Raw genomic sequence first — 20327 nt, forward strand, 5'->3', positions numbered from 1 at the left:
TGCCTGACAGATACCCCAGGTGACGGCAGGGTCACGGGGCCGGTGGGACCACCGCGACCGGGCACCTGGCCTCGCGCAGCGCGGTCTGGGTCACCGGTCCCAGCAGCAGGCAGGCGGGTGACTCGTTGCCGCGGCTCCCCAGCACGAGGAGCGTCGCGTCCTGGGCCGTCTCGATCAGTGCGCGCTGGGGTCGCTCGGCCACGAAGGCGGTCATGACCGGCACCTCGGGGTGCCTGCGGGCCAGCTCCGACGCGACCTCGCGGAAGCGGGCCTCCGCCCCCCTGCGCAGCGCGTGCGAATCCACGAAGGGCAGCGGATCCTGCCAGGCCGACGAGCCGCACTCGGTCCAGCAGCAGAGTGCCTGCACCGTGCCGCCGCGCAGGGCGGCCTCGTCCAGGGCGAAGTCGAAGGCCGCCAGGCTCGGGGGCGAGCCGTCGAGCCCGACCACGATCCGGACCTCCGGGCTGCTCGGCGGCGGGACGGGCCGTACGATGACGACCGGCCGCGCGCTGTGCGCGGGCACCTGCACGGCGGCCGACCCCACCTGCAAGCTGTCGAACCCGCCCTGCCCGCGGGACCCGAGCACCGTCAGCTCCGCGTCGCGCCCGGCCTCCAGGATCACCGCCGCCGGCGTGCCCTTGCCGAGCAGTTGCAGGACATTCACGTCGGGAGCCAGCTCCCGGGCACGGCGGACGCCCTCCTCCACGACGGTCAGGGCGACGTGCTCGATCTGCGCCATGATCTCGTGGGTGACGGGCCGGAAGGCGTAGGGCCAGTGCAGGGCATGGCAGACCAGCACCGGCAGCCCTCGGATGCGCGCCGCGTCGAGCGCCCAGCTCAGCGCCTGGTGGCTCCCCGGCGAGTCGTCGTAGCCGACCAGTACGGGCCGACCGGCGTATCCATCGCTCATCGCCGCCTCCGGAGAAGTTCTGTGTCCTTCGTCAGCGCCGTCAGCCGCACGGCGGTGACCTTGTATTCAGGGCAGGAGGTCACGGTGTCCGCCCGGTCGGAGGTGAGGGCGTTGACCCCGCTGGAGGGGAAGTGGAAAGCGCAGAAGACCTGGCCCGGAGCCACGTCGTCGCTGAGGCGGGCGATCAGGGAGGCGCCGCCGTGGCGGCTCTCCACCCTGACCCGGTCGCCGTCGCGCAGGCCGTGCCGGGCCGCGTCGTCCGGATGGACGTCGACCCGGTCGACGGGGTCGAGCCGCAGATTGTCCGTACGACGGGTCATCCCGCCGGAGTTGTAGTGCGCCCAGCGCCGTCCGGTGACCAGGACCAGAGGGTAACGGTCGTCGGGCTGCTCGCCCGGCGGCAGATAGGGCGCGGCGCTGAGGTGGGCGAGCCCGTCGGGGGTCGCGAACCGTTCCCGGTAGAGCGAGGACTCGCCGGGCCGGTCGGGGTCCGGGCACGGCCAGCAGACCGCGCCTTCGCGGTCGAGCCGTACGTGCGACAGCCCCGCGAAGGCGGGGACCAGACGGGCGCACTCGTCCAGAGCGTCAGCCGGGGTGGGGCACCCCAGGTCGGCGCCGAGCGTCGCGGCGAGCGCGTGGATGACCTCGAAATCGGTGAGCACCCCTTCCGGCGGGCGGAGGGCGGCGCGCACCCGCTGGAAGCGGCGGTCGAAGTTGACGAAGGTGCCTTCCTTCTCCAGCCAGGACGCGACCGGGAACACGACGTCGGCCCTGCGGGCGGTCTCGGACAGGAACAGCTCGCTGCAGACGACGAGCGGGCAGGCGTCGAGCGCCTCGGCGACGAGGGTGCTGTCGGGATCGGTGGCGCAGACGTCCTCGCCGATGACCCACAGCGCGCGGAGCTCTCCCGACCGGGCGGCGGCGAACATCTGCGGGATGCGCAGCCCCGGCCGCGGGGGAACCGGGGCGCCCCACACCTCCTCGGCCCTGGCCCGCGCGGCGGGGTCGGTCACCTTCCCGTACCCGGGCAGGAGGTCCGGCAGCGCGCCCATGTCGGAAGCGCCCTGGACGTTGTTCTGGCCGCGCAGCGGGTTCACCCCGAAGCCGCGGCCGGTCCCGACCGCTCCGCGCAGGATCGCGAGGTTGGACAGGGTGCGCACGCCGTCGGTGCCGTGCAGGTGCTCGGTGACGCCCAGCCCGTAGACGATCGCCGGCCGCTCCGCCCGGCCGAAGAGGCGGGCGGCCGCGACGATGTCGCCGGCGGGGACGCCGGTGACGGCGGCGGCCCGCTCCGGCGAGTAGTCCTCCAGCAGCGCGGTGAGCTCGGGCAGGCCGCTCGCCCGATGGCGCAGGAACTCCTCGTCGACCAGGCCCTCGGCGAGCAAGACGTGGGCCAGCCCGTGGAAGAGCGCGACGTTGGTGCCGGGCCGGGGCCGCAGGTGCACATCGGCGTAGCGGGCCAGGCCGACCGCCCGGGGGTCCGCCACGACGAGCCGCGCCCCGCGCAGGGTCCGCTGGAGCAGCCGCGCGCCGACCACCGGATGCGCCTCGGCCGGGTTGGCGCCCACCAGCAGCAGGCAGTCCGCGGTCTCCACGTCTTCGAAGCCGTCGGTGCCGCCGGACAGGCCGAACGTCGCGGTCAGCCCGGCGGCCGAGGGGGAGTGGCACAGCCTTGAGCAGTTGTCGACGTTGCTGGTGCCGATCACGACCCGCATGAACTTCTGGAGCAGGTAGTTCTCCTCGTTGGTCGCCCTGGCCGAGGAGATCGCCGCCACCGCGCCGGGGCCGCCCGCGGCGACCGCGGCCCGTAGCCCCCGGGCGACGTGGTCGAGCGCCTCGCGCCAGCTCACCGGCCGCAGCCGGCCGGCGTGGCGCAGCAGCGGCCCGGTGAGACGCTCGGGCGAGCGGAGGAAGCCGTGGGCGAAACGTCCTTTGACGCACGCGTGCCCGCGGTTGACCGGGCCGTCGTGGGCGGGCGACACCGCGATCACCTCGCCGTCGCGCGTGAGCACGTCCAGCGAGCAGCCCACCCCGCAGTAGCCGCACGTGGTGCGGGTGCGGGCCGCCTCCGGCGCTCGGCCGCCGCCGGGCAGGCCGGGCTCGGTGAGCGCCCCGGTGGGGCAGGTGTCGACGCAGCCGCCGCAGGAGACGCAGTCGGACTCCGCCCACGGCCCTCCCGTGCCGGGCGCCACCACCGTGTCGGAGCCCCGTCCGGTCAGGGTGAGGGCGAAGGTGCCCTGCACCTCGGCGCACATGCGCACGCACCGGCCGCAGGCGATGCACAGGTCGCGGTCGAGGTGGACGTACGGGTGGCTGTCGTCACGTCCCCGGCCGCCGGTTCCCCGGGCCAGGTCCGGGGCTATCCCCAGCGAGTGACAGAGTGTGGCCAGCTCGCTGCCGCCGTCGAGAGCGTACGGCGGCAGCGCCGAGACGATCAGTTCGACCGCCTCGCGGCGCGACGTCCGCAGATCCTCGGCGGCGACCTCGATGCGGGCGCCGTCGGCGGCCGGAGTGACGCAGGCGGCCACCACCGAGCCGCCGGATCTGACCAGGCAGGTGCGGCAGGAGCCCACCGAGGTCAGCCGGTCGTCGTCGCACAACGTGGGCAGCTCGCCGCCGGCCGCGCGCACGGCGTCGAGCATCGAGGCGCCGTCCGCCACGTGCGCGGTCACCCCGTCGACCAGAACCCTCACCGGTCCCACCCCGCCAGCCGGTCGCCGTAGGCGCGGGCGAGGCTGCGCACCGCCGCCGGCACGCGACGTCCGAAAGCACACAGGCTGGCCTCGCCCATGACGCGCAGCAGCCGCGCGTACTCGTCGCCCGCCCGCGCGGCGGTCCGGGCGATCTCCAGACCCCGGCGGGACCCCACCCGGCACGGCGAGCACGCCCCGCAGCTCTCCGCGGCGGCGAACTCCCACACGTGCCGCAGCACGTCCTCGGGCTCGACGTGCTGGTCGAAGGCGACGAGCCCGGCGTGTCCGAGCGCCGCGCCGCGACCGGCCAGGGCCGCCTCCGACAGCGGCACGTCGAGTTCGCCGGCGGCGAGGAAGCCGCCGAGAGGCCCGCCGACCTGCACCACGGCCAGCTCCGAGCCCTCGCGCAGGCCGCCGCCCAGCTCCTCGACGATCGCGAGCACGGACGTGCCGAGTTCGACCTCGTAGCAGCCCGGCCGGGCGAACCGCTCGGACAGGCAGACCAGCTTCGTGCCTGTCTCCGAGGACGTGCCGCGCGCGGCGTAGGCGTCTCCGCCCCGCTGGACGATCCACGGGACCGCGGCCAGCGTCTCCACGTTGTTCACCACGGTCGGGGCGTCCCACAGACCCTGCCTGGTCGGGTACGGCGGGCGCGGCCGGGCGCAGCCACGCCCGCCTTCGAGCCCCGCGACGAGGGCGGTCTCCTCGCCCGCGACATAGGAGCCCGCGCCCTCGGCCACCTCGATGTCGAGATCGACGCCGGTGCCGTGGATCCGCCGTCCCAGATGCCCGTCGGCGCGTGCCCGCTCCACCGCGGCCCGCATGCGGGCCAGCGCCCGCGGATACTCCGACCGGACCAGCACCACGCCGCGGCGGCCTCCGGCCGCGTGACAAGCCAGCGCCAGCCCTTCCAGCACCCGTCCCGGATCGGCCTCCATCAGCAGCCGGTCGGCGTACGAGCCCGGGTCGCCCTCGTCGCCGTTGGCCACCACCACGGTGTCGGGCGAGCCCTGGGCGGCGGCCCACTTGGCGGCCACCGGGAAGCCGGCTCCTCCGCGCCCGCGCAGCCCGGAGGCCGCCACCTCGGCGAGGACCCGGTCCGGGGCGAGCGTCCGCACCACGCGGGGCCACACCTCCCAGGGATCCTCTCTCCCGACGACGCCGGCCAGCACCACCGGAGCTCCGGTGGCGTCGGCGGCGGGTATCGGGGGAGCGTGGGCCCGCGCGCGGCCGGAGAGCTGGGCGGCCGGATCCGGGCCGGTGCACGGCGTGTCGCCGTCGAGGCAGGCCGGGCCCGCGTAGCAGTAGCCGAGGCACCGGACGCTCTGCAGCGAGACCCGCGCCTGCGCGTCCACGTGGTCCGCCGCGACGCCGAGCGCCTCCTCCACCTCCTGGACGTGGCGGCCCGACCCGGCCGCGAAGCAGGCGGCGGCGGTGCAGACCCGGACGTGACGGCGACCGCGGGGAGCGGCCAGATCGGCGTAGAAGGTGGCCGGTCCGAGCCCCGCCGCGGCCGGCAGGCCGAGTCGCCGGGCCACCTCGGGCGCCCGCTCCTCGGCGGATCCTTGTCCGGCTCTCGCCGCCTCCGACAGGGAATCCAGCATCCGCGGACGCCCGCGACGCTCGGCCAGCGCGCGAAAAGCGTCGAATCTGCTGGTTGAACCCACATTCCCATCATGAACCCGTGCCGGTGACTGTCCTACGAAGGCGCTGGTCATCATTGGGCAAGGGCACATTCACGGAACCGCCGCGAGGCCGATCACAGCGGCTGGGCCTCCCGGCGGCGCAGCAGCCACCGGCGGATCTCGTCGGCGCCCCAGACGATCAACGGGAACGGGGCCACGAAGGCGAGCATGTCCACTGTCAGGGCGGCGGTGCCCAGCAGCGCCTGGAACGGCGGGGTGTAGATGAGCACGGCGGCCAGGGCCAGCTCGAAGGCGATGCCCCACAGCAGCAAGGGGTTGGAGGTGACGCCGACCGAGCGCAGGGAGGCGCGTTCGGTGCGGGCCGCGAACGCGGTGCCGATCTGGCACGTGATCATGCCGAGGAAGGTCATGGTGGTCGCCTGCCGGTAGGCATGGTGCAGCGGGCTCCCGGGACCGGTCGGATCGCCCGGGTGCCAACCGGCTTTCAGGAGTACGTAGAAGAACCCGGACATGGACAGGACGGCGCAGATCACGCCGAGGAACAGCCAGGCGCGCAGCAGCATCGAGGTGCGGATCACGCTCTCCGAGCGCTCGCGCGGCGGGCGCCGCATGAGACCGGGCTCGGCGGGTTCGCGGCCGAGCGCGAGCGCGGGCAGGGTCTCGGTGCCGACGTCGAAGGCGAGCAGCTGCAGCACCGTGAGCGGGAGCGGGACGGCCCCGCCCGCCAGGGCGAACACCAGAAACGGGACGATCTCGGGGGTGGTGTGGGCGAAGATGTAACAGATGAACTTGCGGATGTTGTCGTAGACCTGCCGGCCTGACCTGATGGCGGCCACGATGGTGGCGAAGTTGTCGTCGGTGAGCACCATCGTGGCGGCTTCCTTGGCCACGTCGGTGCCCGAACGCCCCATGGCGACGCCGATGTCGGCGCGGCGCAGCGCCGGCGCGTCGTTGACCCCGTCGCCGGTCATCGCCACCACGTGCCCCTCGGCGCGCAGCGCATCGGCGATCCGCAGCTTGGCCTCGGGCGAGCTGCGCGCGAAGATCAGCTGACGGTGCTCGCGCAGCAGCGCGTCGAGGTCGTGCTCGCTCATGGCGTCGAGCCGCTCACCGGTGACGACCACCGGGTGCTCGCCGGCGATGCCCACCTGCTGGGCGATCGCCGCCGCGGTCAGCGCGTGGTCACCGGTGACCACGATGATGCGGATGCCGGCGGCATGGCAGTACGCGACGGCCTCGGCGACTTCGGCGCGCGGCGGGTCGTGCATCGCCACCAGGCCCAGCAGGGTCAGTTCGCGTTCGGCGTCCGCACGGTCCCGGGGCGCGGGCCCTGCAGGATCGAGGCGGCGTGCGGCCAGGGCGAGCACGCGCAGGCCCCGGCGGGCGTGGGCATCCACGACCTGTTCGACGTCGTGGCGCCGGGCCGCGGTGAGAGGCCGGACCTCGCCGCCTTCCATGATCGCGGTGCAGAGCGGCAGGACCGTCTCGGGAGCTCCCTTGGTGTCCACCCACGTGCCGCCGTCACGTTCGTCGACGGTCGACATCCGCTTCAGCACCGGGTCGAAGTGGAACAGGCGCAGCCGCCCGCCGGACCGGCCGGGTGCGCCGAGCCGGTCGGCGGCGGCGAGCATCGCCATCTCGGTCGGGTCGCCCGTCAGGGTCCCGGCGAGGTCGCGCTGGGCGTTGTTGCACGCCACCATGACGGAGAGCAGCCCTCCGAGCGCCGGGTCTCGGGCGTCCCCGGCCGCCGGGCCGTCCTCCGGCTCGTAGGTCCCGGCGGCGGTCCAGATCACGGTGACGCGCATGCGGTTCTCCGTGAGCGTGCCGGTCTTGTCGGTGCAGATCACCCCCGTCGCCCCCAGCGTCTCCACCGCGCTCAGCCGCTTGACCACCGCTCCCCGCCGCGCCAGGTCGCGCACGCCCAGGGCCAGCGCCAGGGTGATCACCGGCAGCAGGCCCTCCGGCACGTTGCCCACCAGCAGCCCCACGGCGAACACCGCGGCCTCCGGCACCGGCAGGTGCGCGCCGAAGGTCGCCAGCGGGATGAAGGCCGCACCGGTGACCACCGCGATCGCCGCGATCAGCCACGCCACCTTGCGGACCTGCCGCTCCAGCGGGCTCTCCTCACGCTGGACGCGTTCCGACAGCGCCGCGATCCGCCCCAGCTCGGTCCGCATCCCGGTGGCGAACACCACGGCCCGCGCCCGGCCCTCGGTGCACATCGTCCCGGAGAACACCAGGTCGCGAGCCCGCAGCAGGCTCACTCCGGTATCCAGCAGCTCCGCTGAGCGGAACACCGGCATGGCCTCGCCGGTCAGCATCGACAGGTCGATCTCTACGCCGCCCTCGACCAACCGGGCGTCCGCCGAGATCCGGTCCCCCTCGTCGATCACCAGGACGTCGCCGGGCACCAGCTCGGCGGCGGGCACCACCGCCGGACGCCCGTCGCGCAGCACTTTCGCCTGCACCGGCAGGTACGCGGCCAGCGCCTCGACCGCCCGCTCGGCCTGCAACTCCTGGACGAACGCGAACGCCGCGTTGATGACGATCACCACCACGATCGCCACCGCCACCGGGATGATCCCCGCCACCCACGCCAGAGCCGCGGCCGCCCAGAGCAGCAGCGCCAGCGGGTGGGTGAACTGCCGCACCAGCTCCCCAGGCCACCGATGACCACCACGGCGGTGGAGCTCGTTCGGGCCGTACTGGACCAGCCGCCGCGCCGCCTCCCGCGAGGTCAGACCGGACCGGGCGCTGCGCAGATCACGCAGCAGCAGCTCCAGCCGCTCAGTCGGATCGACCTCCCGGCCCTGGGCCGGCTGCTCCGCCTGGCTCATCGATCACATCCCCCGCACTGGATCGCCTTCCCGGCTCCTTCCAGGGGCGGTTGATACCCAGAACGTGCGTGGCGGGGGTCTGGAGAAGGCAATCCGCGGGGCGGCCCTTGGGACGGAATCAACCGCATCAACCTGGGGAGATACGGAGAGGGGCAGCACGGTGGCCGGCTGAAGGGGAGGGCGTGTCATGGCGGGAAAGATCATGGCCGGAGTGGACGGTTCCGTACCGGCGACCGCGGCCGTCGAGTGGGCGGCCGCCGACGCGCACCGCCGCGGGCGCTCGCTCCACCTCGTGCACGTGCACGAGCACTGGCCGCTCGTCCTGGACGAGGCCGAGTCGCGGTACGGCGCCGATGCGCTGCGGGCCGCCGCCGCCCGGGCACACGAGGTGGCGTCAGACGTGGAGGTGACCACGGAGGTGCGGAGCGGCAACGTCGTCGAGCAGCTGATCACCGAGTCGGCCTCGGCCGAGTGCGTGGTCCTGGGCAGCCGGGGACGGGGCGGCTTCGCCGCGATGTTGCTCGGCTCGGTCAGCGCGGCCGTGGCGGGATACGCCGCCGTGCCCGTCGTCGTCGTGCGCGGCAGGGCCGAGGCGACGTACGGGCGGGTCGTGGTCGGCTACGACGGCTCGAAGTGCTCGCGGACGGCGATGAGGTACGCCATCGAGCAGGCGCGCGCCCGCCGGGCCCGTGTCCACGCGGTGTTCGCCTGGCAGGTGCCGATGTCCGTGCCGTACGCCGCCGCCTACGTCGGTGTCCTGGACAGCGCGTTCGAGGAGCAGCAGCGCGAGGCCCGCGAAGCGGTGACGCCGTGGCGGGAGGAGAACCCGGACGTCGAGATCACCGACGAGCAGGTGTGCGAGCATCCCGTCGCCGCCCTCATGAAGGCCTCGGCTTCGGCCGATCTGGTCGTGGTGGGCTCGCGTGGCATGGGCGGCTTCGCCTCGGCCGTGCTCGGCTCGGTCAGCCGCGGCGTGCTGAACCACGTCACCTGCCCGGTGGCGGTCGTCCGGCCCTCGGCGGCGGACGACAGGTGACCCGGCCGGTCACAACTGCTGACCGGTCTTCGGGTCGTACTGCACCTCCACCGCCACCACCTGGTCGGTGGGCAGCACCTCGACCCACTGGTCGAAGACCTCGTACGGCTTCGCCGGCGGAAGCCGCCGGCGAGGAGGTCGAAACCGGTCTCGAAGACCTCCTCCGCGGCGAGGGTGTTGCCGATGAGCGTGTTGGACTGCTGCAACTGGGACGCGAGGATGTCCAGGACTTCTCCCACCTTCTTGCCCTGATAGGCCGGGGGGTCGCCTTCCTGGAACTCGTACGGGAGGTCGAGTGCCGCCTCTCCCTCGACGTTCGCCTGCCGGAGCCACTCCAGTGCGGCGCTATCGCGTCCGGGCCGTACGGGCAGGACCGCCTTGGCCCACGCGGCGTTGAGGAACTCGTTGCGGCGGGCGTCGCCGTCGATCTGGATCAGCCAGCCGAGTGAGCTCCCCAGGGGCGCGGGCTGTGTCTGCTCGGTGATGAGGTAGTCGACCCGCCACTCGTCGGTGGCGTGGCCGCCCGGATCGATCGCGTTGGTGCGGTCGGTGTGGGAGTACCAGCCCGGGGCCACGAAGTACAGCATCTCGTCCACGTCGAAGATCTGCCGGAGCAGCTCCGACCCCAGATACTGGTTCTCGAACAGCTCGAACGGCTTGAGCTTGTGGATCAGGCTGCCGTAGATCACCTGGCGTTCCTCGCCGCGCAGGTCCTGCGACGCGGCGCTCAGGCCGAGCCCCCTACGACGCGCACCACACGGTGCCCGCCATCGCCTTCGGGCACGCCGCGCGGTTCGCCCTTCCCTGACTCCGGTGGCAGTCAGCGGACGGCTTCGGGCACGGGCTCGCGGTGCAGGATGCGGTCCAGCCGGGCGGCGGCGTAACCGAGGACCGACAGCACGGTCACGACGAGCAGGTCTCCGGCGGCGAGGGGTTCGGTGCTGAGCAGGTCGCGGAGCAGCGGCACGTACAGGCCGGCGAGCTGCAGCAGCAGCGCTCCGGCCACGGCGACCAGCAGCGCCGGGTTGGCGAGGGAGCCGGGGCGCGCGCGGGACCCGAGCGCGACGCCGAGCTGGACGGCGCCCAGGGTGAAGAACGCCATGCTCTGCCAGGGACGTCCGGTGTGCAGGGCCCAGACGGCGACGCCGAGCGTGACGACGGTCAGGACGACCGCGATGCGGATCACCCGCTGCCACAGGCCCGCGCCGAGGATGCTCTGGTCCGGCGGGCGCGGCGGGCGGCGCATCGCGGCCGGTTCGGCGGGCTCGCCGCCGAGCGCGACGCCGGGCAGGCCGTGGGTGAGCAGGTTGACCCAGAGGATCTGGGCGGGCAGCAGCGGCAGCGCGAGCCCGAACGCCGGGCCGATCAGCATGACGGCGATCTCGGTGGCACCACCGGACAGGCCGTAGACCAGGAAGCGGCGGATGTTGGCGTAGACGCGGCGGCCCTCGTCGACGGCGGCGACCACGGTGTCCAGGTCGTCGTCGGCCAGGACCAGATCCGCGGCCTGGCGGGCGACCTCGGTGCCGCGTCCCCCCATGGCGACGCCGATGTCGGCGCGGCGCAGGGCGGGGCCGTCGTTGACGCCGTCGCCGGTCATCGCGACCACCTCGCCGTCCGCCCGCATGTCCTCGATGAGGGCGAGCTTCTGCTCGGGGGTGGCGCGCGCGTACACGGAGGCGCCGGAGTGTCCGTCGGAGGTGGCGAGGGCGCGGCAGTCGACGACCGGCTCGCCGGGTGTGATGATGCCGAGTTCGGTGGCGATGGCGCGGGCGGTGCCCGGATGGTCGCCGGTGATCAGGATCGGCCGGATGCCGGCGCGGCGGCAGGCGGCCATGGTGCCGGCGGCGGCCCGGCGGGGCGGGTCGAGGATGGCGACCAGGCCGAGGAGCCGCAGCCCTTCCTCCGGCACCTCCTCGGGGATGCCGGGCAGGTCGGCCTCGGCCACGGCCAGGACCCGGTAACCCTCGAGGGCGAGGCGCGCCGCCTCGGCGGCGGCGTCGTCCAGGAGCGCACGGTCGTCGGCGAGGGCCGGCGCGCGCAGCAGCACCTCAGGCGCGCCCTTGCAGATCACCTTCGACCGGCCCTCGGGCAGCCGGTGCAGGGTGCTCATCCGCTTGCGGGCGCTGTCGAAGGGCCGTTCGGCGAGGCGGGGATAACGGCGGTTCAGCTCGCCGCGGTCCAGGCCGAGCTTGGTGGCCGCGGTCAGCAGCGCGGCCTCGGTCGGGTCGCCCAGGGCCCGCCACTCCTCGCCGTCGCCCCGGATCAGCCGCGCGTCGTTGCACAGCGCGGCGGCCGTCAGCAGGCCGGCGAACGCCTCGGGCGCCGCGTCGCCCTCGACCTCCCCGTCCGGCCCGTAGCCGGTCCCGGTGAGCGCCGCGCGCGCGGCGGGTGTCCACAGCCGGCGCACGACCATCTGTCCCTCGGTGAGGGTGCCGGTCTTGTCGGTGGCCAGGACGGTGACCGAGCCGAGCGTCTCGACGGCGTGCAGGCGGCGTACGAGGGCGCGCCGCGCGGCCATCCGCCGGGCACCCAGCGCCAGGCTGAGAGTGACCACGGCGGGCAGCGACTCCGGCACGGCCGCCACCACCAGGCTGATCGCGGTGATCACCATCAGCTCCAGCGGCTGCCCGCGCACCAGGCCCAGCGCCCCGACCACCACGCACAGGAACACCGTCACCCCGGCCAGCAGCCGCCCCACCCCGACCAGCCGCCGCTGCAGGGGCGTCAGCCCGGCCGCCGCCACCATCAACGCCGCGATCCGCCCGGTCGCGCTGGCCGCGCCGGTCGCGCTCACCTCGCCCCGGCCGCGCCCGCGCAGCACCACCGTGCCCGCGGCGATCTCGTCACCGGGGTTCTTGTCCACCGGCACCGACTCGCCGGTCAGCGCGGACTCGTCGATCAGCAGGGCCGCGGCCTCTCCCAGGCGGGCGTCGGCCGGGACGATGTCGCCTTCGGCCAGCACCAGCACGTCGCCCTGGACGACCTCGGCCGCGGGCACCTCCCGCTGGGCGCCGTCCCTGACGACCCGGGCCGTGGGCGCGGTGAGCGTGGACAGCGCGGTTATGGCCCTGTCGGCGCGCACCTCCTGGGTGACGCCGACGCCGGTGTTGACGACGATCACCAGGAGGATGACGGTCATGTCCGTCCAGTCGCCGGTGAACGCGGTCAGCGCGGTGGCCACCAGCAGCACGACGATCAGCGGGTCACGGAGCTGCCCGGCCACCCGCCGCCACAGCGGCGTGGGCGGCTTGGCGGGCAGCAGGTTGGGCCCGTCGCGGTCCAGCCGTACGGCCGCCTCCTCCGACGTCAGCCCCGGTGATGCCAGCGTCATCGGTTCACCCATCTCTCCCGGCTCGCACGACCTCTCCCTCATCTTCGCTGGTCACAGTCGGGTGGCCAGGGCCGAAGGTCACACAGTCCGGCCTCGATGACCTATTCCCAGGACCCCCGGGACCTACGTGCCCGAGCCCGATTTGCGGAGAAGGGTACCCCTAGGGGTATGCTGCGGTCATGGAGCTGAACGAGAGCATGGTGGGCGACGCGCTGACTCGACTGAAGCGGGCGCACGGCCAGCTCGCCGGGGTGATCGCGATGATCGAGGCGGGGGAGGACTGCACGAAGGTGCTCACCCAGCTCGCCGCCGTTTCCAAGGCGCTCGACCGCGCCGGGTTCAAGATCGTCGCCTCCGGTCTGCGGCACTGCCAGGACGCGCAGAACCGCGGCGACCAGCCGCCCATGAGCGTGGCGGAGCTGGAGAAGCTCTTCCTCGCCCTCGCCTGAGACCCGCGGCCACGTCGTGGCCGCGTTTTTCTGACTCTCCTATACCCCCAGGGGTATTTGAGGGAATGGACGCACGATGGACATCACCTCTTTCCGGACGCCCGGCCTGGGCGACCAGACCTACCTGCTGACGTACGAGGGCAAGGGCGTCCTCGTCGACCCGCAGCGCGACATCGGCCGCTTCCTGGACGCCGCCGCCGAGCGCGACGTCGAGCTGCGGTTCGTGCTGGAAACCCACATCCACAACGACTACGTCTCCGGCGGCGAGCAGGCCGCGCTGCGCACCGGCGCCGAGCTGGTGCTGCCGGCCGCCGCGACGCCCGCCTACCGGCACACGCCCGCCTTCCACCTGGAGGACATCGACGGCGGCGCCGGCCTGACCCTCCGGCCCATCCACACGCCCGGCCACACGCCCGAGCACACCAGCTACCTGGTGCTCGTCGACGGCGAGCCGGTGGCGCTCTTCTCCGGCGGCAGCCTGCTGGTCGCCTCGGCGGGCCGGCCCGACCTGCTCGGCCCCGAGCGCGCCCGCTCCCTGGCCCGCCTGCAGCACGGCTCGCTGCACCGCCTGGCCGCGCTGCCCCCCGGCGTCGGGCTGTACCCGACCCATGGCGAGGGCTCGTTCTGCACCGCCAGCGGCGCCGGCCGGTTGACGTCCACCATCGGAGCCGAGCGCGAGGGCAACCCGATGCTGGCCATCGACGACCCGGAGGAGTTCGCCGACGCCATGCTCACCGCTCCCATGCCCATCCCGGCCTTCTACCGGCACATGGGCCCGGCCAACACGCTCGGCGCCCCGCCCATGCCCGCCGTGCGCGTCCCCGAGCTCGACGCCGCGCCGGAGGGCTCCCACGTCGTGGACATCCGCCCGCGCGGGGTGCAGGCCCGCGGCATGCTGCCCGGCTCGGCCGGCATCGAGCTGGACGAGGACTTCGGCAGCTGGACCGGCTGGCTGCTGCCGTACGCCGAGCCGATCACGCTGGTCGCCGAGCCCGGCCAGGACGTCACCGAAGCCGTCACGCAGCTCGCCCAGATCGGCATCGACACCGTGCGGGGCGTCGTCCGGCATCCCGGCCCGGACGCCACGCAGACCTACGAGCTCGCCGGGCTCGACGTCTTCGTCAAGCGGCTCGCCCAGCCGCGCGCGCAGCTGCTGGACGTCCGGATGCCCAGCGAGCGGGAGCAGGTCCGGCTGCCGGGCACGGTGGAGCGCTTCCTGCCCGACCTGTTCGTCCAGGGCGTGCCCGCCGAGCTCGACCCGGAGCGACCCGTACTCGTCGCCTGCGCCTCCGGGCGCCGCGCGGCCATCGCCGCCGGCTTCCTCGCCGGCCGTGGCTACCGGCCGGTCGCGCTCAACGGCGCGGGCATCGCCGAGGTCGCCGACGCCCTCCGCCAGCACCACACCGCCTGACAACCTTCCCAGGAGAGAACCTTCGTGTCCCACATCGACACCGCCACCGCCCGCGCACTGATCACGACCGACCCCGGCGTCCTCGTCGTGGACGTCCGCACCCCGTCCGAGTTCGAGTCCGCCCACATCGACGGCGCCGTCAACCTGCCGCTCGACCAGGTGGACGCCCACCTGCGACGCATCGTCCAGGACGCCGGCGGCCGCATGGTGCTCGTCTGCCAGTCCGGCGGCCGGGCCGAGCGGGCCCGCAAAGCGCTCAGCGAGGCCGGACTGCCCGGCGTGGCGGTGCTGGACGGCGGCATGAACGCCTGGATCGCCTCCGGAGCACCCGTCAACCGCGGCCGGCCGCGCTGGCCGCTGGAGCGGCAGGTCCGGCTCGTCGCCGGGAGCATCGTGCTCGTCTCGGCCGTGACCAGCCTGTGGGTCCCGGCCGCCGTGTTCGTCGCCGCGTTCGTCGGCGCGGGCCTGACGGTCGCGGCGCTCACCGACACCTGCGCCATGGGCATGCTGCTGGCCAAACTGCCCTACAACCGCGCCGGCGAGGTGGACGTCGAAGCCGCCGTCGCCCGTCTGCGCGGGCCTTCGGCCCCTTGACCAGGCGCTTTCTCATGTCCTTTACATACCCCCGGGGGTATCTGTGATCGCCTTGACTCTCGCCGCCGCCGTCGTGGTGGGCATGACGCTCGGACTCTTCGGCGGCGGAGGGTCCATCCTCACCGTTCCCCTGCTGGTCTACCTGGCAGGTGTGCCGGTCAAGCAGGCCATCGCCATGTCGCTGTTCGTCGTGGCCGTCACCAGCGCCGTCAGCGCCGTCGGCCACGCCAGGGCCGGGCGCGTCCGCTGGCGCACCGGGCTGATCTTCGGCGCCGCGGGCATGGCGGGCGCGTACGGGGGCGGCCTGATCGGCCCGCACCTGCCCGAGACGCTGCTCATGGTGGCCTTCGCGGCCATGATGCTCGCCACCGCCGTCGCCATGATCCGTGGCCGTCGTGTCACCCGTGCGGTCCCGCGAGAGCTGCCCGTCCCGCACGTGGTCGCCGAAGGCGCCGTGGTCGGCCTGGTGACCGGGCTCGTCGGCGCGGGCGGCGGCTTCCTGGTCGTGCCCGCGCTGGTGCTGCTCGGCGGCCTGCCCATGGGCGCGGCGGTGGGCACCTCACTGGTCGTCATCGCCATGAAGTCGCTGGCCGGCCTGGCCGGATACCTGCACTCCACGCCCGTCGACTGGTCCCTGGCGCTGTCGGTGACCGCGGCGGCCGTGGCCGGCGGGCTCGTCGGCGGCGCCCTCGCGGGCCGCCTCGACGCCGACCGGCTGCGCAGCGGGTTCGGCTGGTTCGTCCTGGTGACGGGCGTCGTCGTCCTCGTCCAGCAGGCGCCGCTGTAGGCGGATGGAGCACCCTGGCGCCGGCACCGGGTGGCTGCTTCTATAGAGACGAAACCCCTGGTACGGCGACCGTATCCGCTCGGATCGGCCGGATAATATAGCCGATCGGGGTGTCGTGCGGGATGCTGCGCGTCTAGGATCTTCAGCGCGACACGCGCCGGGGGAGCCGAGACGAGAGGTGGTGCGATGGGCGCCAGGGCGGCAGAGGCGGGGCGGCCGCAGCTCAGCGACGACGCCGCCGCCTACGTGCGAAGCATGATCATGTCGGGGCAGTGGCGCCCGGGCGACTCCGTCCGGCCTGAGGCGGTCGGCCAGGCGCTGAGCATCTCCGCCACCCCGGCCCGCGAGGCGCTGCACGTGCTGCGCGTGGAGGGCTTCCTGGAGCTGCTGCCCCGGCGTGGGTTCCAGGTGGCGCGGCTGACGGGGCAGGACATCCGCGACCTGTTCGAGGCGCACGCGCTGATCTCGGGGGAGCTGGCCGCCCGGGCGGCGGTCCGGGCGACCCCTGACGAGCTCGACGAGCTCGACGCCCTGCATCACGAGCTGCTCGCGGCGGCGTACCGCAAGGACCTGGCGCTGCTGGAGGAGAAGAACCACGCCTTCCACCGCCTGATCAACCTGGTCGCGGACGCCCGCAAGATCACGTGGGTGCTGACCCTGACCGGGCGGTACATCCCCACCCGCTTCTACTCCGAGATCGAGGGGTGGCCGCAGGCCACCCTGCACGACCATTCGAAGATCCTGGAGGGCCTGCGCGCCCGGGACGCGGAGGCGGCGCGGGCGGCGATGCACGATCACATCGCCAACGCCGGGGATCTGCTGGCCAGGCAGTTCGACAAGCGCGCGGCGGGCGAGCAGGACCCCGCCTAGCCCGTTCATGGAGCCAGGTGCCGGCCGGTCTCTATAGAGTTTCGCGCTCCCGTGTGCGGAGGGAAGTCCTGCTCAGCTACGAGATTCATGAGACATCTGGTGATTCGAGCATCAATAATATATTTTATATCGGGACGAAAGGGGAGACGTGCTGCCACTTACAGGGATCACCGTGGTCGCGCTCGAACACGCGGTGGCCGCGCCGTTCGCGACGCGCCAGCTCGCCGACCTCGGCGCCCGGGTGATCAAGATCGAGCGGCCCGGCTCCGGCGACTTCGCCCGGCGCTACGACGAGTCGATCAACGGACAGTCCAGCTACTTCGTCTGGCTCAACCGTTCCAAAGAATCGGTGACGCTGGACGTGAAGTCGCCGCGCGGCCGGGAGATCCTGCACGAGCTGGTCGGCCGGTCCGACGTGCTGGTGCAGAACCTCGGGCCGGGCGCGGCCGACCGGCTCGGCCTGTCGGCCGCCGCCGTGCGGGCACGGGACCCCCGCAAGATCGTGCTCGGCATCACCGGGTGGGGCAGCGACGGCCCGTGGGCCGGCCGCAAGGCGTACGACCTGCTCGCCCAGTGCGAGGCCGGCCTGGTCTCGCTGACCGGGTCGGCGGACGAGCCCGCGCGGGTCGGCATCTCGGTCGCCGACATCGCCGCCGGGATGTACGGCTTCAGCGCCGTCCTCGCCGCCCTCTACCAGCGGCGGCTCACGGGCGAGGGCGCCACCCTGGAGGTCTCGCTGTTCGAGGCCCTGGCCGAGTGGATGGGCCAGCCGGCCCACTACACCGCCGGGAGCGGCCGCCAGCAACCGCGCGCGGGCGCCCGGCACGCCACCATCGCCCCGTACGGGCCGTTCACCGCAGGAGACGGGCGCACGGTCCTGATCTCGATCCAGAACGAGACCGAGTGGGTGCGGTTCTGCGCGGAGTTCCTCGGCGCGCCCGAGCTCGCCACCGACACGCGCTTCGCCACCAACACGCTGCGCGTGGCCAACCGCGACGCCCTGGAGGCGATCGTGGACGCCCGCTTCGCCGCTTTCGGCGCGGCCGAGGCCTCCGCCCTGCTCGACCGGGCCGGGATCGCGAACGCCGGCGTCAACACGGTCGGCGACTTCCTGGACCACCCGGTGCTGCGGGAGCGCAAGCGGTGGCGGGACGTCGACACCCCCGGCGGCGCCATCCGCGCGCTGCTCCCCCCGATCTCCCTCGGCGACGAGGAGCCGCGGATGGACCCGGTGCCGGCCGTCGGCGAGCACACCGCCGCCGTCCTCGCCGAGCTGGGCCGCTCACCGGGGGAGATCGCCGACCTCGCCGACAAGAAGATCATCTGACCGGCCCCACGGGCGGCGAAGGAGTTCCGATGACGTTGAACGCCGAAGAGACGGCCATGGTCGAGGCGGTGCGCGACTTCGTCGACCGCGAGGTACGGCCGGTCGCGAGGGAGCTGGAGCACGCCAACGCCTATCCGGGCGATCTCATCGACCAGATGAAGCGGATGGGCGTCTACGGTCTCGCCATCCCCGAGCCGTACGGCGACGTCCAGGTCTCCACCCCGTGCTTCGCGATGATCACCGAGGAGCTGGCACGAGGATGGATGAGCCTCGCCGGGGCCATGGGCGGGCACACCGTGGTGGCCAGGCTCATCCTCGCGTACGGCACCCAGGAGCAGAAGGACCGCTACCTGCCGCGGATGGCGACGGGCGAGCTGCGCGCCACGATGGCGCTCACCGAGCCCGGCGGCGGCTCCGACCTGCAGGCGATGCGCACCGTGGCCAGGCGTGACGGCGACGGGTACGTGATCGACGGCACCAAGACCTGGATCAGCAACGCCCGCATGTCGGGTCTGGTGGCGCTGCTGTGCAAGACCGACCCCGCGGCCGAGCCCCGGCACCGCGGCTTTTCCGTCCTGCTGGTGGAGAAGGTGCCAGGGGTCACCGTCACCGCCGACCTGCCCAAGCTCGGCTACAAGGGCGTGGAGAGCTGTGAGGTGGTCTTCGACGGCGCGCGGGTCCCGGCGGACGCGCTGCTCGGCGGCGTGGAGGGCGCCGGGTTCACGCAGATGATGCGCGGCCTGGAGATCGGCCGCATCCAGGTGGCGGCGCGGGCGACCGGGGTGGCCAGGGCCGCGTTCGACGACGCGCTCGCCTACGCCCAGCAGCGGGAGTCGTTCGGCAGGCCGATCTGGCGGCACCAGGCCGTCGGCAACCACCTCGCCGAGATGGGCACCAAGCTGACCGCCGCCCGACGTCTGCTGCTGTACGCGGCCGAGCGCTACGACTCGGGTGAGCGCAGCGACATGGAGGCGGGCATGGCGAAGCTGTTCTGCTCGGAGGTCGCGATGGAGATCGCCCTCAACGCGATCCGGGTGCACGGCGGCTACGGCTACTCCACCGAGTTCGACGTCGAGCGCTACTTCCGCGACGCCCCGCTGATGATCGTGGGCGAGGGCACCAACGAGATCCAGCGCGACGTCATCGCCCGGCAACTCGTCGAGCGCGGCGGCCTGCCCTTCTGACGGCGGGGTCGCACGGGCCGGGTAACGCCGGGCAGTCATCCGGCGCACGCCGGGATAACGCCGCGCTCGTAGCCTCCCGGCATGGCTGAAGCTTTCATCATCGATGCCGTCCGTACCCCGGTGACCAAGCGGGGCGGGCCGCTGAGCACCGTCCATCCCGCCGACCTCGGCGCCCACAGCATCCGCGCCCTGGTCGAGCGGACCGGGATCGACCCGGGACTCGTCGACGACGTCGTGTTCGGCAACGTGGACTCGGTGGGTCCGCAGTCGTTCGACATCGCCCGCACCTGCTGGCTCGCGGCGGGGTTCCCGCTGCACGTGCCGGGAGTGACGATCGACCGGCAGTGCGGGTCGGCCCAGCAGGCCGTGCACTTCGCCGCGCAGGCCGTGATGAGCGGCACGATGGACCTCGTCGTCGCCGGCGGCGTGCAGAACATGAGCATGGTGCCGCTGATGTCGGCGGCGAACGCGGGCCGGGCGCTCGGCTTCGACGACCCGTTCTCCACCTCGCCGGCGTGGACCGGCCGGTTCGGGGACGGCGAGGTCAGCCAGTTCCGGGGCGCGGAGATGATGGCCACCCACTGGGACATCTCCCGCGAGCAGATGGAGGAGTTCGCCGTCGAGTCGCACGAGCGGGCGCTGCGGGCGAACGCCGACAAGCTCTTCGAACCGGAGATCGCGCCGCTCGACGGCGTCGGCGCCGACGACGGCCCGCGCGAGCCGAACTGGGAGAAGATCAGGTCGCTGCCCACGCTGCTGCCCGGCGGGCGCATCACCGCGGCCTGCGCGAGCCAGATCAGCGACGGCTCCGCGGCCCTGCTGATCGCCGGCGAGCGCGCGGTGAAGCACCTCGGGCTGACCCCCCGGGCGCGCATCCACCACATGAGCGTGATGGCCGACGATCCGATCATGATGCTGTCCGCCCCGATCCCCGCGACGGAGCGGGCACTGCGGCGGGCCAAGATGACGCCGGACGACATCGACGCCGTCGAGATCAACGAGGCGTTCGCGCCCGTGGTGCTCGCCTGGCTGAAGGAGACCGGCTTCGACCCGGCCAGGGTCAACCCCAACGGCGGGGCGATCGCGCTGGGCCACCCGCTCGGCGCGACCGGCGCGCGGCTGATGACGACGCTGCTCAACCACCTGGAGCGCACCGGCGGCCGCTACGGCCTGCAGACGATGTGCGAGGGCGGCGGCCAGGCCAACGTCACCATCATCGAACGCCTCTGAGGCAGAGCGAGGAACGAAA

14 protein-coding genes are annotated in these 20327 nt (G+C 73.4%); 9 read left to right on the plus strand and 5 right to left on the minus strand.

Annotation, left to right across the window (positions count from 1 at the left end):
- Positions 1 to 31 precede the first annotated feature (31 nt).
- From ACZ6YG_RS20795 to ACZ6YG_RS20810, 4 genes are all read right to left on the minus strand, one after another.
- Positions 32 to 910, minus strand: coding sequence for a universal stress protein (locus ACZ6YG_RS20795; RefSeq protein WP_148030927.1), 879 nt, complete (start codon positions 908 to 910; stop codon positions 32 to 34).
- On the minus strand, positions 907 to 3603 hold the full coding sequence (gene fdhF / locus ACZ6YG_RS20800) for a formate dehydrogenase subunit alpha (protein WP_466018929.1): 2697 nt from the start codon (positions 3601 to 3603) through the stop codon (positions 907 to 909). Before fdhF ends, ACZ6YG_RS20795 begins: the two co-directional genes overlap by 4 nt.
- Positions 3600 to 5207 (minus strand): NAD(P)H-dependent oxidoreductase subunit E, encoded by a 1608-nt coding sequence (locus ACZ6YG_RS20805; protein WP_466018930.1) that lies wholly within the window; start codon positions 5205 to 5207, stop codon positions 3600 to 3602. The genes fdhF and ACZ6YG_RS20805 overlap by 4 nt, the downstream gene beginning before the upstream one ends.
- Positions 5208 to 5362: 155 nt before the next feature.
- Positions 5363 to 8086, minus strand: a complete 2724-nt coding sequence (locus ACZ6YG_RS20810; protein ID WP_466018931.1) for a cation-translocating P-type ATPase — start codon at positions 8084 to 8086, stop codon at positions 5363 to 5365.
- A gap of 187 nt (positions 8087 to 8273) precedes the next feature.
- Here ACZ6YG_RS20810 and ACZ6YG_RS20815 point away from each other — a divergent pair, with 187 nt between their 5' ends.
- Positions 8274 to 9122: a universal stress protein gene (locus ACZ6YG_RS20815; RefSeq protein ID WP_466018932.1), complete on the plus strand. Its 849-nt coding sequence runs from the start codon at positions 8274 to 8276 to the stop codon at positions 9120 to 9122.
- 820 nt (positions 9123 to 9942) lie between these two features.
- Here ACZ6YG_RS20815 and ACZ6YG_RS20820 read toward each other — a convergent pair.
- Positions 9943 to 12456: a cation-translocating P-type ATPase gene (locus ACZ6YG_RS20820; RefSeq protein WP_466018933.1), complete on the minus strand. Its 2514-nt coding sequence runs from the start codon at positions 12454 to 12456 to the stop codon at positions 9943 to 9945.
- A gap of 179 nt (positions 12457 to 12635) precedes the next feature.
- On the opposite strand from ACZ6YG_RS20820, the gene ACZ6YG_RS20825 reads away from it, so the two are divergent.
- From ACZ6YG_RS20825 to ACZ6YG_RS20860, 8 genes are all read left to right on the plus strand, one after another.
- Complete coding sequence (locus ACZ6YG_RS20825) at positions 12636 to 12905, plus strand: metal-sensitive transcriptional regulator (RefSeq protein ID WP_148030934.1); 270 nt, start codon at positions 12636 to 12638, stop codon at positions 12903 to 12905.
- A 76-nt stretch (positions 12906 to 12981) separates the two neighbouring features.
- Positions 12982 to 14316, plus strand: coding sequence for an MBL fold metallo-hydrolase (locus tag ACZ6YG_RS20830; protein WP_271280315.1), 1335 nt, complete (start codon positions 12982 to 12984; stop codon positions 14314 to 14316).
- Positions 14317 to 14340: 24 nt separating this feature from the next.
- Entirely contained in the window at positions 14341 to 14910 is a 570-nt protein-coding gene (locus tag ACZ6YG_RS20835; protein ID WP_271280314.1) for a rhodanese-like domain-containing protein, read from the plus strand.
- A gap of 43 nt (positions 14911 to 14953) precedes the next feature.
- A complete protein-coding gene (locus ACZ6YG_RS20840; RefSeq protein WP_148030937.1) occupies positions 14954 to 15697 on the plus strand; it encodes a sulfite exporter TauE/SafE family protein in 744 nt (247 codons plus the stop codon).
- Positions 15698 to 15883: 186 nt separating this feature from the next.
- Positions 15884 to 16567: a GntR family transcriptional regulator gene (locus ACZ6YG_RS20845; protein ID WP_148030938.1), complete on the plus strand. Its 684-nt coding sequence runs from the start codon at positions 15884 to 15886 to the stop codon at positions 16565 to 16567.
- A 148-nt stretch (positions 16568 to 16715) separates the two neighbouring features.
- The gene (locus ACZ6YG_RS20850) at positions 16716 to 17894 is read left to right on the plus strand and encodes a CaiB/BaiF CoA transferase family protein (protein ID WP_466018934.1); all 1179 of its coding nucleotides are present in this window, start codon (positions 16716 to 16718) and stop codon (positions 17892 to 17894) included.
- Between the two features lie 29 nt (positions 17895 to 17923).
- Entirely contained in the window at positions 17924 to 19078 is a 1155-nt protein-coding gene (locus ACZ6YG_RS20855; RefSeq protein ID WP_466018935.1) for an acyl-CoA dehydrogenase family protein, read from the plus strand.
- 81 nt (positions 19079 to 19159) lie between these two features.
- Entirely contained in the window at positions 19160 to 20308 is a 1149-nt protein-coding gene (locus ACZ6YG_RS20860; protein WP_148030941.1) for an acetyl-CoA C-acetyltransferase, read from the plus strand.
- The last annotated feature ends 19 nt before the right edge of the window (positions 20309 to 20327 follow it).

This window comes from Nonomuraea sp. NPDC054003 (assembly GCF_055585125.1).

Coding starts and splice junctions, on each gene's coding strand:
- ACZ6YG_RS20795 (WP_148030927.1), bottom strand. CDS start 910: ATGAGCGATGGATACGCCGGTCGGCCCGTACTGGTCGGCTACGACGAC.
- ACZ6YG_RS20805 (WP_466018930.1), bottom strand. CDS start 5,207: ATGCTGGATTCCCTGTCGGAGGCGGCGAGAGCCGGACAAGGATCCGCC.
- ACZ6YG_RS20810 (WP_466018931.1), bottom strand. CDS start 8,086: ATGAGCCAGGCGGAGCAGCCGGCCCAGGGCCGGGAGGTCGATCCGACT.
- ACZ6YG_RS20815 (WP_466018932.1), top strand. CDS start 8,274: ATGGCGGGAAAGATCATGGCCGGAGTGGACGGTTCCGTACCGGCGACC.
- ACZ6YG_RS20820 (WP_466018933.1), bottom strand. CDS start 12,456: ATGACGCTGGCATCACCGGGGCTGACGTCGGAGGAGGCGGCCGTACGG.
- ACZ6YG_RS20825 (WP_148030934.1), top strand. CDS start 12,636: ATGGAGCTGAACGAGAGCATGGTGGGCGACGCGCTGACTCGACTGAAG.
- ACZ6YG_RS20830 (WP_271280315.1), top strand. CDS start 12,982: ATGGACATCACCTCTTTCCGGACGCCCGGCCTGGGCGACCAGACCTAC.
- ACZ6YG_RS20845 (WP_148030938.1), top strand. CDS start 15,884: ATGGGCGCCAGGGCGGCAGAGGCGGGGCGGCCGCAGCTCAGCGACGAC.
- ACZ6YG_RS20855 (WP_466018935.1), top strand. CDS start 17,924: ATGACGTTGAACGCCGAAGAGACGGCCATGGTCGAGGCGGTGCGCGAC.
- ACZ6YG_RS20860 (WP_148030941.1), top strand. CDS start 19,160: ATGGCTGAAGCTTTCATCATCGATGCCGTCCGTACCCCGGTGACCAAG.